Source organism: Cellulosimicrobium sp. NPDC030954 (assembly GCF_055571305.1).
Genome location: NZ_JBVIFN010000001.1, coordinates 1 through 17,951, shown reverse-complemented (window position 1 = coordinate 17,951; position 17,951 = coordinate 1). Strand labels below are relative to the sequence as shown.

Below are 17,951 nucleotides of genomic sequence, written 5' to 3'. Positions count from 1 at the left end.
CGAGGTAGAGCCCTGGTTCTCCCTCGACCGACCAAGGCTCTACCTCGCCGGACCGGGGGTCTAGGTGGGCGGGGCGAGGGACGCCGCGGCGGTGGCGTAGCGGTCGAGGACGATCTCGGTGAGCCGGGGGTCGGGGGCCAGCGGGGCGGTGACGACGTCGCCGCCCGCCTCGAGGACGCGGTCGTAGAAGAAGCCCGGCGCGAGCAGGTAGGCCGCGACGACGACGCGCGCGCCCGGGGCGAGGTCGGCGCGGGCGGCGGCGACGGCGTCGGGCACGGACGGCGTGGCCATGGCGCCGTAGCCCACCGTGACGGGGTGGGGGACACGCTCGCGGAGCCGCGCGGCGAGCTCCTCGACGTCGCGCGCGGCGCCGGGCCGGCTGGACCCCGCGGCGGCGATCACGACGGCGTCGCCCGGGCGCAGCCCGGCCTCGGCCAGCCGCTCGGCGAGGAGGTCGGCGAGGCGCGGGTCGGGGCCGAGCGGGGTGCCCGCCGCGGCCCGACCGCTCCCGGGGCCGCGGTCCTCGACCGCCGCCGCGACGTCGACGCTCGCGTGGAACCCGCCGGAGAGCAGCAGCGGCACGACGACCGCGTCGCCCGGCCGCGCGTCGTCCGCCACGGAGCCGGACGGGTCGTCCGTCGCCGCGGACGGGGCGACGACCGACGTCACGACGTCCGCGACCTCGGGCTGCTGCACGTCGACGAACGCCTCGCGGACGTCGAGGTCGGGGCGCGCGGCGCGCACGTCGTCGAGGAGCGCACGGATCACGTCGCGGCCGGTGAGGTCGCTCGTGCCGTGCGAGCAGCCGACCAGCACGGGCGCGGCGCAGGGCAGCCCGGCGTCGGCGGCCTCCGGCCCGGGGCCGGACGACGCCCCCGAGGGGTCGGACGACGCCCCCGAGGGGAACGCCAGGATCTCCGCGCTCATGCGAGCTCCAATCGGTATCCGCGCTTGACGACGGTCTTGACGAGGTCGCGCCGGCCGGTCGCCTCGCGCAGGCGGGCGACGGCGACCTCGGCGGCGTGGGGGTCGCGCGAGTCGCCGGGCAGGACGTCGAGCACGTCGTCGCGCGTGACGACCTCGCCGCGGCGCGCGGCGAGGAGGCGCAGCACCTCGAGGCTGCTGGGCGAGAGGGGCAGCACCTCGCCGTCGAGCACGGCGACGCGCGAGCGGATCTGCAGCACCCCGGCGACGGTCGCGAGCGCGACGGTCTCGGCCTGCTCGTAGTGCGCGACGAGCGTGCGCACGAGCGCACCCAACCGCCCGCGCTCGGGCTGGAGCGGCGTGACCCCGCGGTGCTCGAGCGGCTTCGCGGTGATCGGTCCGACGGCCGCCGCGACCATGGACCCGTCCTGGAACCGCGACACGACGAGGCGGCCCACGCCGTGCTCCTCGGCAGCGGCGAGCCACGCCTCGGCGCCGGGCGCGGAGGTGAACACGACGGCGTCGATCTCCCCGACGGCGGCGGCCTCGACGGACGCGCGCAGCGCCTCGGGGTCCGGCGGCGGCCCCCAGCGGTAGACGACGAGGCTCGCGACCTCGGCGCCGGCCTCGGCGAACACGACGTCGAGGCCGTCGGCACCGGCGCCGTGGTGCTGGACGGCGATGCGCAGCCCGGCGACGCCCTCGCCGAGCAGCACGTCGGCGATCTCAGCCGAGGTCTCGGACTCGGCGACCCAGTCGGCGGTGAGCCCGGCGGCCTGGATCGCGCCGCGCGCCTTGGGCCCGCGCGCGACGATCCGCGCATCGGCGAGCACCTCGAGCAGGCGGTCGGCGAGGCCGTGCGCGTCGGCGGCCTCGACCCAGGACCGGAAGCCGATCCCGGTCGTCACGACGACGACGTCCGGCGGGTGCTCGACGAGGTCGCGCGTCCCGGCGAGGAGCTGCTCGTCGTCGGCGTGCGGGATCATGCTCAGCGCGGGTGCGTGGCGGACCTCGGCACCCCGGCGCTGGAGGGCGGCGGCGAGCTCGCTCTTGCGGCGGTCGGCCGTCACGAGCACGGTGCAGCCGGCCATGACCTGGCCGAGGGCGGGGCGATCGACGCCGGGGTCGGACGCGAGATCGACCCGAGCGTCCGAGATCGACCCTCCGTGGGTCGACGTCGCGACGGGCGGGTCGATCTCGGTGCGGTCGGTGCCGGTCACGCGACCGTCGCCGGGTCGAGCCGTCCCTCGGCGGCGACGTCCCCCATGACGATGATCGCCGGGGGGCGGACACCTGCCTGGGCGGCGTGCGCGACGATCCCGCCGAGCGGGGCCCGCGTGACGCGCTGGCGCGGCGTCGAGCCGCTCTCCACGATCGCGACGGGCAGCGCGGGGTCGGCCCCGGCGCCGAGGGCCTGGGCCGTGATGCGCGCGAGCTGCGAGACACCCATGAGGACCACCAGCGTAGCCGTGCGGTCGCGCACCCCGGCGAGCGCGGCGGCATCGAGCCCGTCGTGCCCGCTGATCACGTGGAACGCCGCGACCGTCCCCCGGTGCGTGAGCGGGATGCCCGCGAGCGCCGGGACGCTCAGCGCGCTGGACACGCCCGGCACGACGTCGACCGGAACGCCCGCCGCGCGGCACGCGATCACCTCCTCGCCGCCGCGCCCGTAGACGAACGGGTCGCCGCCCTTGAGCCGCACGACGCGCCGGCCGCGCTGCGCCTGCTCCACGAGGATCGCGTTGATCTCGTGCTGCGGCACGGGGTGGTTCCCGGGCGTCTTGCCGACGTCGATCACCTCGACGCCGGGCGCGAGCTCGTCGAGCACGTCGACCGGTCCGAGCCGGTCCGCGACGACGACGTCCGCCTCCGCGAGCGCCCGTCGCCCCCGGACGGTGAGCAGGTCGACGGCGCCCGGTCCCCCACCGACGAGCGTCACGCTCCCGAGCCCGCCGGTGACGGGCCGGTGGCGACGCTGGTCGGCGCCACCGGAGCGCAGGTGCTCGGCGATCGCGTCGCGGACGGCGCGGGCCCGCCGCGGGTCCGCACCGCCGTCGCGCCGCCGCTCCGCCAGGTTGTCAGCGGCTCGTCGCGCCCGAGCGCGACGGTCCGCTGACAGGTGAGTCGGGGGGACGTCCGTGACGACCCCGACGAGCACGTCACCGCTGCGGGTCGTCGCGGGCGTGCGCGCGGTGCCCTCGTGCGCGGCCCCGGCGTTGACGCACCACGTGCGGCGAGCCGCGGCCCACGCGGTGACGTCGCGGTTGGTCCCCGTGTCGTCGGTGGCGGCGAGCACGAGCCACGCGTCCTCGACGTCGGACTCGCGGACCTCGCGCGGCACCCAGGTGACGCGGCCGCCCGGGCCGACGCCGCCGTCGGGCAGCCGCTGGGCCGACGCCGGGGCCGGGCCCGGCCCGAGGAGCGGGGCGTGCAGCGAGGCCGCGACGAGGTCGCGCAGGTCCTCGCACACCTGGGGCGCGACGACGCGGACGTGGGCGCCGTCGTCGGCCATCGCCCGCGCGCGGCGCGCCGCGACGGGACCGCCGCCGGCGACGAGGACCGTGCGCCCGGCGAGGTCGAGGCCCAGGAGCGTGGTCACGGCGCACCGTCCTGGGCCCCGGATCCGGCACCGGCCTCGGCCACGACGCGCGGCCGCGCGCCCACGTGCACGACGCCGTCGCGCACCTCGACGGGCCACGTCGCCAGGTCCGGGGCGAGGCCCTGGACGGGCACGTACCCGGCGGCCTCGAGGCAGCGGCCCGTCGCGAGGTCGAAGACCTGCTTGTACATGGGCCCGGCGACGGTGGGCACGCCGCCGCGCGTGCCGACGATGCCGCGTGACATGACGTTCGCGCCCGAGTACGGGTCGCGCTGCTGCACGACGCGCACCGTGTCGTCCGGGAGGCGGAAGAGCGCGACCTGCACCCCGCCGACGAGCGCGGCGGCGCCGCGCTCGACGAGGAGGTCGCGCAGGAGGCACACGCGCTCCCACCCCACGGCGTCCGGCGTCTCCCCCGAGTGCGCAACCTGCTCTGCTGACACGACGCTCATCGACGGACCTCCAGGGTCGCGCCGGCGATCACCACGGGGCCGGCGGGGACGGTGGCGAGGCCCGCGGCGCGGGCCTCCTCCAGGGTGGCGCGCTCGTCCGTCGTCGCGGGCCGGATCTGGCCGCGCTCGGTGACGTACGCGAGGTCGGGGTCGGGCTCGGCGGGCGCGTTGACGAAGGAGCCGAAGCGGCGCAGCTTCTCCGGGTCCTCCAGGACCGCGCGCCACTCGTCCTCGTAGTCGCCGACGTGGCGGGCCATCGCGGCGTCGAGGTCGGCGCCGAGGCCGAGCGAGTCCTCGAGGATCACCTCGCGGATCGCGTCGAGCCCACCCTCGTAGTCCTCGACCCACGCGGCCGTGCGCTGCAGGCGGTCGGCCGTGCGGATGTAGTACATGAGGAAGCGGTCGATGGTGCGGACGAGCGCCTCGTCGTCCAGGTCCTCGGCGAGGAGCTGTGCGTGCCGCGGCGTGAACCCGCCGTTGCCGCCGACGTACACGTTCCAGCCCTTGTCCGTCGCGATGACGCCGACGTCCTTGCCGCGCGCCTCCGCGCACTCGCGCGCGCACCCGGAGACCCCGAGCTTGATCTTGTGCGGCGAGCGCAGGCCGCGGTACCGGAGCTCGAGCTCGACGGCCATGCCCACCGAGTCCTGCACCCCGAACCGGCACCACGTGGACCCGACGCACGACTTCACGGTGCGCAGCGACTTGCCGTACGCGTGCCCGGACTCGAACCCGTGCTCGACGAGCCGGCGCCAGATGTGCGGGAGCTGCTCGATGCGCGCGCCGAACATGTCGATGCGCTGGCCGCCCGTGATCTTCGTGTACAGCCCGAAGTCCTTGGCGACCTGCCCGATGACGAGCAGCCCGTCGGGCGTGATCTCCCCGCCGGGGATGCGCGGGACGACGGAGTACGTACCGTCCTTCTGCATGTTCGCCATGACGTGATCGTTGGTGTCCTGCAGCGTCGCCTGCTCGCCGTCGAGGATGTGGCCGTTGCCGAGCGACGCGAGGATCGACGCGATCGTGGGCTTGCAGATGTCGCAGCCGCGGCCGGCGTCGCGGACGAGCACGGCCCCCTGGGTATCGGTCACGGGATCCGGCGCGCGCCCGAACCGCCCGATGATCTCGCTGAACGTGTGCAGGTCGGCGACACGGACGGCGTCGAAGAGCTGCGCGCGCGACAAGTCGAAGTGCTCGCACAGCGCGTTCGAGACCTCGACGCCCGTCCGAGCGAGCTCGGTCGTCGTGATCTTCTTGACGAGCGGCAGGCACGACCCGCAGCTCGTCCCCGCCCGCGTGCACGCCTTGACGCCCGCGAGGTCGGTGCACCCGTGCTCGGTCACCGCCCCGCGGATCGTGCCGGCGCTGACGTTGTTGCACGAGCAGACCGTGGCGTCGTCGGGGAGCTCGAGGCTCGGCGCCCCGCCCCCGGACCCCTCGGGCAGCAGGAACAGCCCCGGGTCGCCCGGGAGCTCCGTGCCGAGCATCGGTCGCAGCGACGCGTACGGCGCCGCATCCCCGACGAACACGCCGCCCAGGAGCGTGCGCGCGTCGTCGGACAGCACGAGCTTCTTGTAGACGCCCGCGACCGGGTCGGCCCACACGAGCTCCATCGCGCCCTCGGTACGGCCGAACGCGTCGCCGAAGCTCGCGACGTCGACCCCCTGGAGCTTGAGCTTGGTCGCCGTGTCCGCGCCGGGGAACGTCGCCTCGCCGCCGAGCAGGCGGTCCGCGACGACCTCCGCCATCGCGTAGCCCGGCGCGACGAGGCCGATGCACCGACCCTCGATGCACGCGACCTCGCCGACCGCCCACACGTGCTCGTCCTCCGTGCGGCACGCCAGGTCGACGACGGCGCCGCCGCGCTCCCCGATCGCGAGCCCCGCCGCGCGCGCGAGCTCGTCGCGCGGCCGCACGCCCGTCGCGACGACGACGACGTCCACGTCGAGCCGGCCGCCGTCGGCGAAGTCGAGCCGGCCCACGTGGCCGGTCTTGCGCGAGACCTTCATCTCCTGGGTCCCGGTGCTGCAGCGGACCGCGATGCCCATGCCGTTGATGAGGCGCTTGAGCGCCTCGCCGCCGCCCAGGTCGATCTGCGCGTCCATCAGATGCGTGCCGAACTGGATGACCGTGGCCTGCGCGCCGAGCGCCTTGAGCGCCCCGGCGGCCTCCAGGCCCAGGAGCCCGCCGCCGATCACGGCGCCGCGGACGGGGCGCTCCCAGCCGCCCTCCGTCGTGGCGTTCCGGCGCTTCTCCTCGACCCACCCGCGCAGGGCCGCGACGTCGTCGATCGTGCGGTAGACGAACACGCCCGGGAGGTCGTTGCCCGGGATGGGCGGCATCGCGGCGCTCGACCCCGTCGCGAGGACCAGCTCGTCGTACTCGTGCACCCGCCCCAGGCGGTCGGTGACGGTCTGCGCGTCGCGATCGATCGACGTCACCGCGCAGTCGCGGTGCAGCGTGACGAGCGGGTCGTCCCACAGGGCCGGGTCGCCGAGCGTGAGCTCCTCGGCGTCGCGAGCCGAGAAGTAGCTCGTCAGGGCGACGCGGTCGTACGGCTTGCGCGGCTCCTCGGCGAAGAGCGAGACGCGCCACGCGCCGTCGGTGTCGCGCGCACGCAGCGCCTCGACGAGCCGCTGCGCGACCATGCCGCCGCCGACGACGACGAGGTGCCGTGGGGCAGCGGGAGCGCTGTGCGCGGGGGCGGGATCGGTCTGAGGTCCGGTCACGGCGGGCTCCTGGGGGCGTCGGGGCAGGTCGGTCACCTTCCGCAGGGGTACGAGGAGAGCCCCCGGGAAGGTGCTGACGACGCTACGGACGGGCGGTTTCGCGACCGTGCCCCGTCCGTTGCCCGTCCGTAACGGTGTTCTCACCGGGAGCCGTACCGCCGTGTGAGGTCGGCGGCGCGGTGCGAGATCGGCAGGTCGTGCCGAGATCGGCGGTCGTGACTGCCGATCTCGGCACGGCCCGCCGATCTCACGTGCCGAGGCCGGCGCGCGCCGGAGTCGCCTCGTCCTGCGGCTGGTCAGGGTCCGCCTTCGCGAGCCAGTCGACCAGACCGCACACGACGTCCTTGCAGCCCCCGCAGCCCGTCGTCGCGCGCGTGGCCCGCGCGACGTCGTCGACGCTGCGGGCGCCGTCGTGCCAGCATCCGACGACGTCGCCCTTGGTCACGCCGTTGCACGTACAGACGGTCGTGCGGTCGGTCATGTGGGTCGGGGACGACGCCGGCGCGGGGGCCTGCGCGACCGGGCGCAGCAGCAGGTGGGCCGGGTCCGCGGGGACCGGGACCCGGCGCGTGTACGTCGCGGTGAGGTCGGCACCCACCTCGGGCGCGCCGACGCACGTCGCGCCGACGAGCAGCCCGTCCGCGACGACGACCTCGACGTGCCGTCCCGACACGGGGTCGCTGAGCGTCACGGAGCGGTGCGCGGGATCGGGCGCGCGGCGCTCGCCGCACACGCCCATCGTCACGATCTCCAGCCCCGCCGCCTTCACGCGCACGACGTCGGTCCCGGCCCGTGGGCGCTCGTCCGCACCGGGGTTCCCGGGCGCAGCAGGGCGCGGACGACCCGCGGACCCGGGTCCCGCACGGCGGGCGGCGACCCCGGGACGGCCCTGCGCCGACGGCGCGGGCGCCTCCCCGACCGGGCGCGCGACGACGTTCATGGCGAGCCGCAGCGCCATGCTCGGTCGGTCGGCGTCGACCCCCAGGCGGAGCCGTGGGCGCCCCGACGCCGCCCCCTGCGCGGCGCCCGGGCTCCCCGCGTCGTCCCGGTCGGTCGTGCTCGCGCACCGCTCCGCGAGGTGCTCCGCGAGGCGGCGCGACTGGTCCCACCCCTGCGCGATCAGCCCGGTCCCGCCCTCGGGCGGCTGCGCGCAGTCGCCGATCGCGAACACGCGCGGGTCGTCGGGGCTCGCCAGGTCCGGCCCGACGACGACGCCCCGGTCGACCGCGAGGCCCGCCGCGCGCGCGAGCCCGGCCTCGGGCACGGTGCCGCACGCGAGCACGAGCAGGTCGGCCTCGAGGTCGACGAGCCGCGTCGCGTGGTCGCCCGCTCCCTCGGCGCCATCATCCGGGCGGGCCGACGGCCCGGCGGGAGCCCCGCCGTCGGGCACCCGGAGCGTCACGCCGCGCACGGAGCCCGACTCCACGACGACGCGCTCGGTGCGGGCACGGGTCCAGGTCCGCACGCCGAGCCCCGCGAGGCTGCGCGCGACGACGTCGCCCGCGGCGCGGTCGAGCTGGCGGTCCATGACGCTCCCGCCCCCGTGCACGAGGCTCACGGCGACGCCGCGGCGCGCGAGCCCGCACGCGACCTCGAGCCCGAGCACGCCCGCCCCGACGACCACGGCGTGCCGGGCGTTGACCGACGCCGCGACGATCTCGCGCGCGTCGTCGAGCGTGCGCAGCGCGTGCGCGCCGCGGCGCAGGCCGCCCGGCAGGTCCGTCAGACCCGGCAGGCCGGGGATCCGGGCGGCTGCGCCCGTGGCGAGCACGACGACGTCGTACGGGTACGCCCCCTCCCCCGTGACGACGCGGCGCGCGGCGCGGTCGATCGCGATGGCCTCGGTGCCGCGCCGGACGGTCACGCGGGCGTCGTCCGCGCCGGGCAGCCCGATCGCCGCGACGTCGACCTTGCCCGCGACGACCTCGCTGAGCAGCACGCGGTTGTACGGCTCGTACTCCTCGGCCCCCAGCACGGTGACCTCGACGGCCGTCGGCCCCGCGGAGGTCCCGCACCGCGCCACGAGGTCGCTCGCGAACCGTGACCCGACCATGCCGTTGCCGACCACGACGACGCGCGTCATGCGCCCACCTCCTGGGTGCCGGGTGCACGCCGCACGTCCACGGCGCACACCTTGAACTCGGGCATGCCCGAGATCGGGTCGGTCGCGTCCGTCGTGACGCGGTTGACGCTGCCCTCCCCGCTCCAGTGGAAGGGCATGAAGACGGTGTCCGGTCGGATCCGGTCGCTCCACCGGGCGACGGCCTCGATCTCGCCGCGACGCGTCGTGAGGCGGGCGCGGTCGCCGTCGCCGACCCCGAGCCGCAGGCCGAGGACCGGGTGCAGCTCGACGAACGGCTCCGGCACGAGGCGGTCGAGCTCCGCCACGCGGCGCGTCTGCGCGCCCGACTGGTAGTGCTGGAGCACGCGCCCGGTGACGAGGTACAGCGGGGCGTCGGGGCGCACGTCGTCGGTCGGCCCGACGTGGTCGACGGCGACCATCCGCGCGCGGCCGTCCGGCGTGGCAAAACGGTCGAGGAACGTCCGCGGCGTGCCGGGGTGCGCCGCGCTCGGGACGGGCCAGTACAGCCCCGGGCCGCCGTCGCGCTCGTCCGCGTCGAGGCGCGCGTGGCTCAGGCCCGAGTAGTCGGCCACGCCGCCCGCGGACGCGCGCGCGAGCTCGTCGAAGACGACGGCGGGATCCGTCGGGATGGAGACCGACGAGCCCAGGCGACGCGCGAGCTCCGCGAGGATCCACAGCTCCGAGCGCGCCTCGCCGGGCGCGTCGACCGCGCGACGGCGCCGGATGACGCGCCCCTCGAGCGACGTCATGGTGCCCTCCTCCTCCGCCCACTGCGTCACGGGCAGCACGACGTCCGCGAGGAGCGCCGTCTCCGACGGCACCAGGTCGCACACCACGAGCAGGTCGAGGGCGCGCAGGTTCGCGGTCACCCGGTCCGCGTCCGGTGCGCTGACCACGACGTTCGACCCGTGCACGAGCAGCGCCCGCGGACCTGCTCCGGTCCCGTCCGGTCCGGCCGGCCGGCCCAGCGAGCGCAGCAGCTCGACGGCGGGCATCCCCGGGCCGGGGATCGTCGCCGGGTCCACGCCCCAGACGCCCGCGACGTGCGCGCGGGCCGACGGGTCGTCGATCGTGCGGTAGCCCGGGAGCTGGTCCGCCTTCTGCCCGTGCTCACGCCCGCCCTGGCCGTTCCCCTGGCCGGTGATCGCGCCGTAGCCAGAGCCGATGCGGCCCGGCAGCCCGAGCGCGAGCGCGAGGTTGATCGCCGCCGTCACCGTCGCGGTGCCCTGCGAGGACTGCTCGACGCCGCGGCCCGTGAGCACGTACGCACCCGAACCACCGCGGGCGGGCGACGCCGCGGCGAGCAGCCGGGCCACGTACCGCAGCCGGTCGGCCGGGACGCCGCACACGGTCTCGGCCCGCTCGGGCCACCACGCCATGACGGAGCGCCGGACGTCGTCGAACCCCGTCGTCCGCCCGTCCAGGTACTGGGCGTCCGCGAGCCCCTCCGTGACCACGACGTGCAGCAGCGCGAGCAGCACCACCAGGTCCGTGCCGGGCACGGGCTGGAGGTGCACGCCCTGGTCGCCCACCGGCCCCGCGCCCGGAGGCGGGACCAGGCGCCCGGGAGAGCGCCCGCCGTCGGGCACGCCCACCTGCCCGACGACGTCCCCGGGCTCCCCCGTGAGCGCTGCCGTCGCGCTGCGGCGCGGGTCCACGACGACGAGCCCGCCCCGCGAGCGCACACCCGCGAGGTGCTGGACCGAGGGTGGCATCGTCTCGGCGAGGTTCGAGCCGAGCAGGAGCACGGCGTCCGCTCCGCCGAGGTCGGCGAGGGGGAACGGGAGCCCGCGGTCGGCGCCGAACGCGCGGTTCGCTCCCGCCGCGGCCGAGGCCATGCAGAAACGCCCGTTGTAGTCGATGTTCGCGGTGCGCAGCACCGTGCGGGCGAACTTGCCGAGCGCGTACGCCTTCTCGTTCGTCAGGCCGCCGCCGCCGAAGACCGCGACCGCGTCCCGGCCGTGCTCCGCCTGCACGCGCGCGATCCCGGCCGCCACGACGTCCAGCGCCTCGTCCCACGACGCCGGGTGCAGCTCGCCGTCGCTCCCGCGCAGCAGCGGGGTCGTGATCCGGTCCGTCGCGCGGAGGACCGTCGCGCTCGTCCAGCCCTTCTGGCACAGACCGCCGCGGTTGGTCGGGAAGTCGCGCGGGGCGACCGTCACCGGGAGCGGTGTCGACGGACCCGGTTCGTCCGACGGGGACAACCGCATGCCGCACTGGAGCGCGCAGTACGGGCAGTGCGTGTCGGCGGCTCGCGCGGCTGCGGCCGGCACCGCACCGGGGGCCTCGGAGACCCCCGGCGCGGCGGACGTGGGAGCGGACGGCACTCGTGGCCTCCGCTCAGATCCCGGCCGACGCGAGCGCCGACCCCTTGCGCAGGTACACGGCCCAGGCGACGACCGCCATGACCGCGTACATCCCGATGAACGCCCACAGCGCCGGGACGAGCGAGCCGGCGAGGCTCGTCGAGGCGGCGAACCCGCGCGGGATGAGGAACCCGCCGAACGCCCCGATCGCCCCCGCGATGCCGATGCACCCGGCCGCGGCCTTGCGGGCGCGGGCCCGGGCCTCGTCGAGCGCCGCCGCATCGACCGCCGTCGGCCCGTCGAGCGCGCCGCCCGGGACGGCGCTCGCCTGGAAGACGGCCGGGATCATGCGGTAGGTCGAGCCGTTGCCGATGCCCGTCGCGACGAACAGGACGAGGAACGACGCGAAGAACAGGCCGAAGCTGTGCGACTGGAGCGCCTGGATCGCGCCGAACGCCCCGAGCGCCATCACGCCGTACGACGCGATGGTGACGCGCGTGCCGCCCACCCGGTCCGCGATGACGCCGCCGAGCGGCCGCGTGACCGAGCCGACGAGCGCGCCGAGGAACGCGATCGAGAGCGTCACCTCGGGGAACTGGCCCTTGAGCAGCAGGGGGAACGCCCCGGCGTACCCGATGAACGACCCGAACGTCCCGATGTAGAGGAACGAGATGATCCACGTGTGCTTGTTCCGCGTCGCGGCGGCGAACGACCTCGGGTCGGCCTTCGCCGTGGACAGGTTGTCCATGAACCGCCACGCGAGGAACGCCGCGAGCAGGACGAACGGGATCATCATGAGCCCCGCACGCTCCAGCGCGACGCCCGCGCCACCGACGACGACGAGCGGCACCGCGAGCTGCACGACCGCCGTCCCCAGGTTGCCGCCCGCGGCGTTGAGGCCCAGGGCCTTGCCCTTCTCCCGTTCCGGGTAGAAGAACGAGATGTTCGCCATCGACGACGCGAAGTTCCCGCCGCCGAAGCCCGCGAGCGCCGCGACCGCGAGCATGACGCCGAACGGCGTCCCCGGGTCCTGCACCGCGACCGCGAGCGCGCCCGTCGGGAGCAGGAGCAGGAGCGCGGAGACCACGGTCCAGTTGCGGCCGCCGAACAGCGGCACCGCGAACGTGTACGGGATGCGCAGCGTCGCACCGACGAGGCTCGGCACGGCGATGAGCCAGAACTGCTGGTCGACCGTGAACGTGAACCCGGCGGCGGGGAGCTGCGGCACGACGATCGACCACAGCGCCCACACCGCGAAGCCGAGGAACTCCGCGAAGACCGAGATCCACAGGTTGCGCGTCGCGACCTTCCGGCCGCCGTCGCGCCAGAACGTCGGGTCCTCCGGGTCCCAGCGGTCGATCCACCGCCCCGAGCGGTGGGTGGGGACGGTCGCCGTGCGGCCGGCGGCCGGGGCGGTCGTCGGCCCGACGGCGGTCGTGGCCCCGGGCGCGGGGGCCGCGGCGGTCGTGGTGGCCGGCGTGCCGGAGGGGTGGTCTGCGGACTGCTCACCCTCGTGGGTGGTGGGGCTCGTGGGCGCGGACATGGCGGCTCCTTCAGCAGGTCCCGGTCAGTACCGAGGACGCTAGGAACGCCGTGTTTCCCCCGCGCGCGGCCGTCGTTAAGCCCGTGTGAGGTCTTCCGCACACCCGGTGCGGCACCGTTGTGAGCGCCCCGCGACCCGGGGCGAGGGACGGTCACGCGGCACGAGGACGTGCGGCGGGAGCCGTCCGGGGTCAGCCCTCGACGCCCGTCGCCTCGTGCGACGAGCCGACGGGCTTCGACTCGGGCGACCCGCGCTCGCGCAGGTAGATCGCGAGCACGACCATGCTCAGGACCGCCAGCATCTCGGACTGCCAGTTCTGGAACGTCCGGCTCCAGAAGTCGGGCATCGAGAGGTACTCGGTCCACGGCACCGGGTCCTCGAGGTCGCGGAGCCGCTCCTCGCTGAACGCGACGGCGCCCGCCGCCGACTGCGCCGCCCACGAGCCGAGGAAGATCGTGCCCATGACGAGCGAGAGCGAGCGCGAGTAGACCGCGAGCCGCCAGCCTCCGGCCCGCGACCAGGCAGGGGAGTCGGGGGTCGCGTGCTCGCCCACCTTCTGGTCCTCGTCGGACTCGCGGCCCGCCTCGTCGAGCTTCTTCGACTCGGGCGAGGCACGCTGCACGAACCACACGGTCGCGGTGATGAAGAGCAGGAACTGCAGGTACTCGGACTGCCAGTTCTCGGTGACGTCGACCCAGAACGCCGACGACGCCACGTACTGGCCGAACGTCACCGGGTCGAGGCCCGCCGCGGTGACGACCCAGCCGTCGCCCGACACGGCGAGGAAGAGCGTGTCGGTCGCCGTCACGACCTGCGCCTGCCGGCCGGCCACGTGGACGTCCTCGACGACGAGGTCGTCCCCGGCCGCGGCGAGCGCGGCGAGCGGCCCGTCCGGTGCGATGACGACGTCCGCGCACGGCTCGCCCTCGTCCGCGGCGAGCGCGTCCACGGCGTCGGGCAGGATCAGCGCGCACGCGGCGGCGCCGTCACCCCCGGCGACCGCGGCGGCGAGCTCCTTCGACGACGGCCCGGGCGTCCGCGCTCCCCGGCCCGGCGCACGCGGCGAGGCCGAGCGCCGCGAGACCGACGTGCGCGCCCGCGGGGATCGCTGCCCGAGCCCGGCGCCGGTCCCCCGGCCCGGCTCCCGCCGTCGGCCGGACCGCCCTGCCCCGAGCGCTGCGCACCCGACCTCCCTCGAACGACACCGGTGAGGTTCACCGGGCCCTCCGAGGCCCTTGCTCGCCGTTCCCCGGGTGCCCGCAAGCGGAGCACCGCGCGGGCTCAGCCCCAGACGAGGCCGCGCGCCGGGTCCTCGAGCACCTTCGCGACGTCGGCCAGCACGCGCGCGCCGAGCTCGCCGTCGACGAGGCGGTGGTCGAAGCTCAGGGCGAGCTGCGTGACCCAGCGCTTCTTGATCTTGCCCTTGTGGACCCACGGCTGCTCGCGGATCGCGCCGAACGCGAGGATCGCGGCCTCGCCCGGGTTGAGGATCGGCGTCCCCGTGTCGATGCCGAACACGCCGACGTTCGTGATCGTGATGGTGCCGTCGGACATGTCGGTGGGCGACGTGCGGCCCGCCCGCGCGGTCGACGTGAGGTCCGCGATCTCGCCCGCGAGGCCGTGCAGGTCGAGGCGGTGCGCGTCCTTGATGTTCGGCACCACGAGCCCGCGCGGCGTCGCGGCCGCGATCCCCAGGTTCACGTAGTGCTTGTAGACGATCTCCTGCGCGGCGTCGTCCCAGCTCGCGTTGATCTCCGGGTGGCGGCGCACGGCGAGGAGCAGCGCCTTGGCGGTGACGAGCAGCGGCGTGACGCGCACGTCGGCGAACTCCCGGTCCTCGCGCAGCGTGTGCACGAGCCGCATGGTCTTGGTGACGTCGACCGTGTGGAAGACGGTGACGTGGGGGGCGGTGAACGCGCTCGTCACCATCGCCTCGGCGGTGCGCTTGCGCACCGACTTCACGGGCACGCGCGTCTGGCGGCCGTCCGGGGTGACGGCGCCGGACGCGAGCCACGGCTGGTCGTCGTCGGCGTACGTCGCGAGCGGCTGCGCCTTCGCCTGCTCGTGGTACGCCTGCACGTCCTCGCGCGTGACGATCCCGCCCGGCCCGGTGCCCGCGACGCTCGCGAGGTCGACGCCGAGGTCCTTGGCGAGCTTGCGCACCGGCGGCTTCGCCAGCACCGGCAGGTGCACGTGAGCGACGGCGGCGGACGCGGGGGTCGGCTTGCTCGCCGCGGGCACGGGGGCGGCTGCCGGGGCAGGCGCCGGGACGGCTGCCGCCGGCGCGGCGGCCGGGGCCGTGTCCGGAGCGCGGCGGCGGCGACGGGCCGTGCCCGGCTCCACCGTGCCGTACCCCACGAGCACCGAGCCGGAGCCACCGGCCGCGGCGGACGGCGTCGCGCCCTCCGACCCGGCGCCCGCGGGCGAGGCGGGCGACGGGACCGCGTCCGCGCCGTCGGGCACGACGCCGGCGGGCGCGCTCGGCGCCGGCGCGGCACCGGACGGGTCCGTGTCCACGACGATGATCGGCACGCCGACCTCGACCGTCGTCCCCTCGGGCGCGAGGATCTCCGTGACGACGCCCGTGTACGGCGACGGGAGCTCCACGAGGGACTTGGCCGTCTCGATCTCGACGATCGTCTGGTTGACCGTCACGGCGTCGCCGACGGCGACGTGCCACTGCACGATCTCGGCCTCGGTGAGGCCCTCGCCCGCGTCGGGGAGGTTGAACTTCTCGAAGGTGGGCACTGCGTGGTCCTCCTGGTGGTCCCGGTCGGCGCTGTCGAGGTCGCGGCGGACGCGCGTCAGAACGCGAACGCGCGGTCGACGGCGTCGAGCACGCGGTCGAGGCTCGGCAGGTAGTCGTGCTCGATCTTGGCGACGGGGTACGGGGTGTGGAAGCCGCCGACGCGCAGCACGGGCGCCTCGAGCGAGTAGAAGCACTCCTCCGTCACGCGGGCCGCGACCTCGGCGCCCGAGCCCAGGTAGGTCGGGGCCTCGTGCACGACGACGCAGCGCCCGGTCCGGCGCACGGACTCCACGACGGTCGCGGTGTCGAGGGGGGAGATGCTGCGCAGGTCCACGACCTCGACGCTGCGCCCCTCCTGCTCGGCCGCCGCGGCGGCGCGGAGCGCGGTCGCGACGGTCGGGCCGTACGCGACGAGCGTGAGGTCGGTGCCGGGACGGACGACGCGCGCGCGGTCGAGCACGGTCGCGCCCTCGCCGCGGCCCGCGACGTCGACCGGCCCCTTCTCCCAGTAGCGGCCCTTGGGCTCGAAGAAGAGCACCGGGTCCGGCGAGGCGACGGCCTCCTGGATCATCGTGTACGCGTCCTGCGGCGTGGACGGCGACACGACGCGCAGACCGGCCGTGTGCGCGAACAGCGCCTCGGGGCTCTCGCTGTGGTGCTCGACCGCACCGATCCCGCCGCCGTACGGCACGCGGATCACGACGGGCACCTGGAGCTTCCCGCCCGAGCGGTAGCCCATCTTCGCGAGCTGCGTCGTGATCTGGTCGTACGCGGGGAAGATGAACCCGTCGAACTGGATCTCGCACACCGGCCGGTAGCCGCGCAGCGCGAGGCCGATCGCGGTGCCGAGGATGCCCGACTCCGCGAGCGGCGTGTCGACCACCCGGTCCTCGCCGAAGTCCTTCTGGAGCCCGTCCGTCACGCGGAACACGCCGCCGAGCGCACCGATGTCCTCGCCCATGAGCAGGACCTTGGGGTCGGTCTCGAGCGACCGGCGCAGGCCCTCGTTGATCGCGCGGGCGAGGGTCAGGGTCTTGTTCTCGCTCATCGGGCCACCTCCGCGGCCGGCTCCTCGAAGGACTGCTGGTAGTCGGCGAACCACGCCTGCTCGCGCTCGACCACGGCGTTCGGGGTCGCGTAGACGTGGTCGAACATGGTCGACGGGTCGGGCGCGGCCAGCGCGCGCACCTCGTCGCGCAGCCGCTCGCCCAGCGCATCGGCCTCGGCCGCGAGGTCGGCGGCGAACGCGTCGTCCCACGCGTCCTCGGCGCGGAGCAGGTTCTCGAGCCGGTCGATCGGGTCGCGACGGCGCCAGTACTCCTCCTGGGCCCGCGAGCGGTACTTGGTCGGGTCGTCCGACGTCGTGTGCGCGCCCATGCGGTACGTGAACGCCTCGACGAACGTCGGGCCGCCGCCGGCGCGCGCCCGTTCGAGCGCCTCGGCGGTCACCGCGTAGCACGCGAGGACGTCGTTGCCGTCGACGCGCACGCTGGGGACGCCGAACCCGCCGCCGCGGCGGTAGAGCGGCACGCGGGACTGCTTGGTCGTCGGCTCGGAGATCGCCCACTGGTTGTTCTGGCAGAAGAAGACGACGGGCGCGTTGTTCACCGCGGCGAACACGAGCGCCTCGTTGACGTCGCCCTGCGACGTCGCGCCGTCGCCGAAGTACGTGACGACGGCCGCGTCGCGCTCCGGGTCGCCCGACCCGACGAGGCCGTCGCGCTGGACGCCCATCGCGTACCCGGTCGCGTGCAGGGTGTGCGACCCGATGACGAGCGTGTACAGGTGCACGTTGTGCTCCGTCGGGTCCCACCCGCCGTGGTCGACGCCGCGGAAGAGGCGCAGGCGCGCCGTCGGGTCGATGCCGCGCACGTGCGAGACGCCGTGCTCGCGGTAGGACGGGAAGACGTAGTCCTGCGGGGCGAGCGCGCGCCCGGAGCCGATCTGCGCCGCCTCCTGGCCCTTCGCCTGCGCGTACAGGCCGAGCTCGCCCTGCCGCTGGAGCGACGTCGCCTCGTCGTCGAAGCGGCGCGTGAGCACCATGTCGCGGTAGAGACCGCGCAGGGCGGCGGCGTCGAGGTGGGCGACGCGCTCGCGGTAGCCGTCCGTCTCGGGGGTCGTGACGCGGGCTCCGGCCGGCGTCACGAGCTGGAGCAGGGGGGCGTCGTCGGGACCGCCGGCGACGTCGGGGAGGTCGGGGGGCGTGCTCGCGCCGTCCCGCGCGGCGGTTCTCGCGTCGTTCTCGGTCACGCGACTCTCCTTCGGTGCGGCTCGGCCGTGCGGCCGGCCCGCTCGGGGGCAGGAGGCGCCCGGTCGGGGCGCCGTCGGAACCTACGTCTCCGTAGCCTACGCAAGCGTAGGCTACGACACCGTAGGTTCGGCTGCCGACGTGTCGCCCAAGATCCGCCGGGACGGGCTGTAGGGATCCTCCAATCCCCACCGGGCGGCCCCCGCGCCGACGGGGGCCCGCCCTAGGGCGTGTCCGGTGAATCGCGGAGCCAGAGGATGATCGCGGCGATGGTGAGTTCGGAGCGGTAGTAGGCGGCGCGTTTGGTGAAGCGGGTGG

General features: G+C 75.6%; 12 protein-coding genes. All 12 read right to left on the bottom strand.

Features of this window, described 5'->3' with window-relative positions:
- Window positions 1-60 precede the first annotated feature (60 nt).
- The 12 genes from ACZ402_RS00060 to pdhA all read right to left on the bottom strand — a co-directional run bounded on the left by ACZ402_RS00060 (window position 61) and on the right by pdhA (window position 17,635).
- Entirely contained in the window at window positions 61-927 is an 867-nt protein-coding gene (locus ACZ402_RS00060; RefSeq protein WP_375823948.1) for a sirohydrochlorin chelatase, read from the bottom strand.
- The gene (locus tag ACZ402_RS00055) at window positions 924-2,015 is read right to left on the bottom strand and encodes a uroporphyrinogen-III synthase (protein ID WP_375824130.1); all 1,092 of its coding nucleotides are present in this window, start codon (window positions 2,013-2,015) and stop codon (window positions 924-926) included. Before ACZ402_RS00055 ends, ACZ402_RS00060 begins: the two co-directional genes overlap by 4 nt.
- A 125-nt stretch (window positions 2,016-2,140) precedes the next feature.
- The gene (cobA, locus tag ACZ402_RS00050; RefSeq protein ID WP_375823949.1) at window positions 2,141-3,523 is read right to left on the bottom strand and encodes a uroporphyrinogen-III C-methyltransferase; all 1,383 of its coding nucleotides are present in this window, start codon (window positions 3,521-3,523) and stop codon (window positions 2,141-2,143) included.
- Entirely contained in the window at window positions 3,520-3,975 is a 456-nt protein-coding gene (gene nirD / locus ACZ402_RS00045) for a nitrite reductase small subunit NirD (RefSeq protein ID WP_375823950.1), read from the bottom strand. Before nirD ends, cobA begins: the two co-directional genes overlap by 4 nt.
- A complete protein-coding gene (gene nirB / locus ACZ402_RS00040) occupies window positions 3,972-6,704 on the bottom strand; it encodes a nitrite reductase large subunit NirB (RefSeq protein WP_375823951.1) in 2,733 nt (910 codons plus the stop codon). Before nirB ends, nirD begins: the two co-directional genes overlap by 4 nt.
- A 247-nt stretch (window positions 6,705-6,951) precedes the next feature.
- Window positions 6,952-8,787 (bottom strand): FAD-dependent oxidoreductase, encoded by a 1,836-nt coding sequence (locus tag ACZ402_RS00035; protein ID WP_375823952.1) that lies wholly within the window; start codon window positions 8,785-8,787, stop codon window positions 6,952-6,954.
- Complete coding sequence (locus tag ACZ402_RS00030; RefSeq protein ID WP_375824131.1) at window positions 8,784-10,997, bottom strand: molybdopterin oxidoreductase family protein; 2,214 nt, start codon at window positions 10,995-10,997, stop codon at window positions 8,784-8,786. Before ACZ402_RS00030 ends, ACZ402_RS00035 begins: the two co-directional genes overlap by 4 nt.
- Window positions 10,998-11,127: 130 nt before the next feature.
- Window positions 11,128-12,636 carry an MFS transporter gene (locus tag ACZ402_RS00025; RefSeq protein ID WP_375823953.1) on the bottom strand — a complete coding sequence of 503 codons (1,509 nt, stop codon included), beginning with the start codon at window positions 12,634-12,636 and terminating at the stop codon, window positions 11,128-11,130.
- A gap of 190 nt (window positions 12,637-12,826) precedes the next feature.
- Complete coding sequence (locus ACZ402_RS00020; protein WP_375824132.1) at window positions 12,827-13,444, bottom strand: DUF6766 family protein; 618 nt, start codon at window positions 13,442-13,444, stop codon at window positions 12,827-12,829.
- A 473-nt stretch (window positions 13,445-13,917) separates the two neighbouring features.
- Window positions 13,918-15,384: a dihydrolipoamide acetyltransferase family protein gene (locus tag ACZ402_RS00015; protein ID WP_375823954.1), complete on the bottom strand. Its 1,467-nt coding sequence runs from the start codon at window positions 15,382-15,384 to the stop codon at window positions 13,918-13,920.
- Between the two features lie 56 nt (window positions 15,385-15,440).
- Window positions 15,441-16,433, bottom strand: coding sequence for an alpha-ketoacid dehydrogenase subunit beta (locus ACZ402_RS00010; RefSeq protein ID WP_375823955.1), 993 nt, complete (start codon window positions 16,431-16,433; stop codon window positions 15,441-15,443).
- Entirely contained in the window at window positions 16,430-17,635 is a 1,206-nt protein-coding gene (gene pdhA / locus ACZ402_RS00005; RefSeq protein WP_375823956.1) for a pyruvate dehydrogenase (acetyl-transferring) E1 component subunit alpha, read from the bottom strand. Before pdhA ends, ACZ402_RS00010 begins: the two co-directional genes overlap by 4 nt.
- Between the last annotated feature and the right edge of the window lie 316 nt (window positions 17,636-17,951).

What these genes read in the sequence shown, in the direction of transcription:
- nirD (WP_375823950.1), bottom strand. Translation starts at nt 3,975, where the DNA reads ATGAGCGTCGTGTCAGCAGAGCAGGTTGCGCACTCGGGGGAGACGCCG.
- ACZ402_RS00030 (WP_375824131.1), bottom strand. Translation starts at nt 10,997, where the DNA reads ATGCGGTTGTCCCCGTCGGACGAACCGGGTCCGTCGACACCGCTCCCG.
- ACZ402_RS00025 (WP_375823953.1), bottom strand. Translation starts at nt 12,636, where the DNA reads ATGTCCGCGCCCACGAGCCCCACCACCCACGAGGGTGAGCAGTCCGCA.
- ACZ402_RS00035 (WP_375823952.1), bottom strand. Translation starts at nt 8,787, where the DNA reads ATGACGCGCGTCGTCGTGGTCGGCAACGGCATGGTCGGGTCACGGTTC.
- ACZ402_RS00055 (WP_375824130.1), bottom strand. Translation starts at nt 2,015, where the DNA reads ATGGCCGGCTGCACCGTGCTCGTGACGGCCGACCGCCGCAAGAGCGAG.
- ACZ402_RS00010 (WP_375823955.1), bottom strand. Translation starts at nt 16,433, where the DNA reads ATGAGCGAGAACAAGACCCTGACCCTCGCCCGCGCGATCAACGAGGGC.
- ACZ402_RS00060 (WP_375823948.1), bottom strand. Translation starts at nt 927, where the DNA reads ATGAGCGCGGAGATCCTGGCGTTCCCCTCGGGGGCGTCGTCCGACCCC.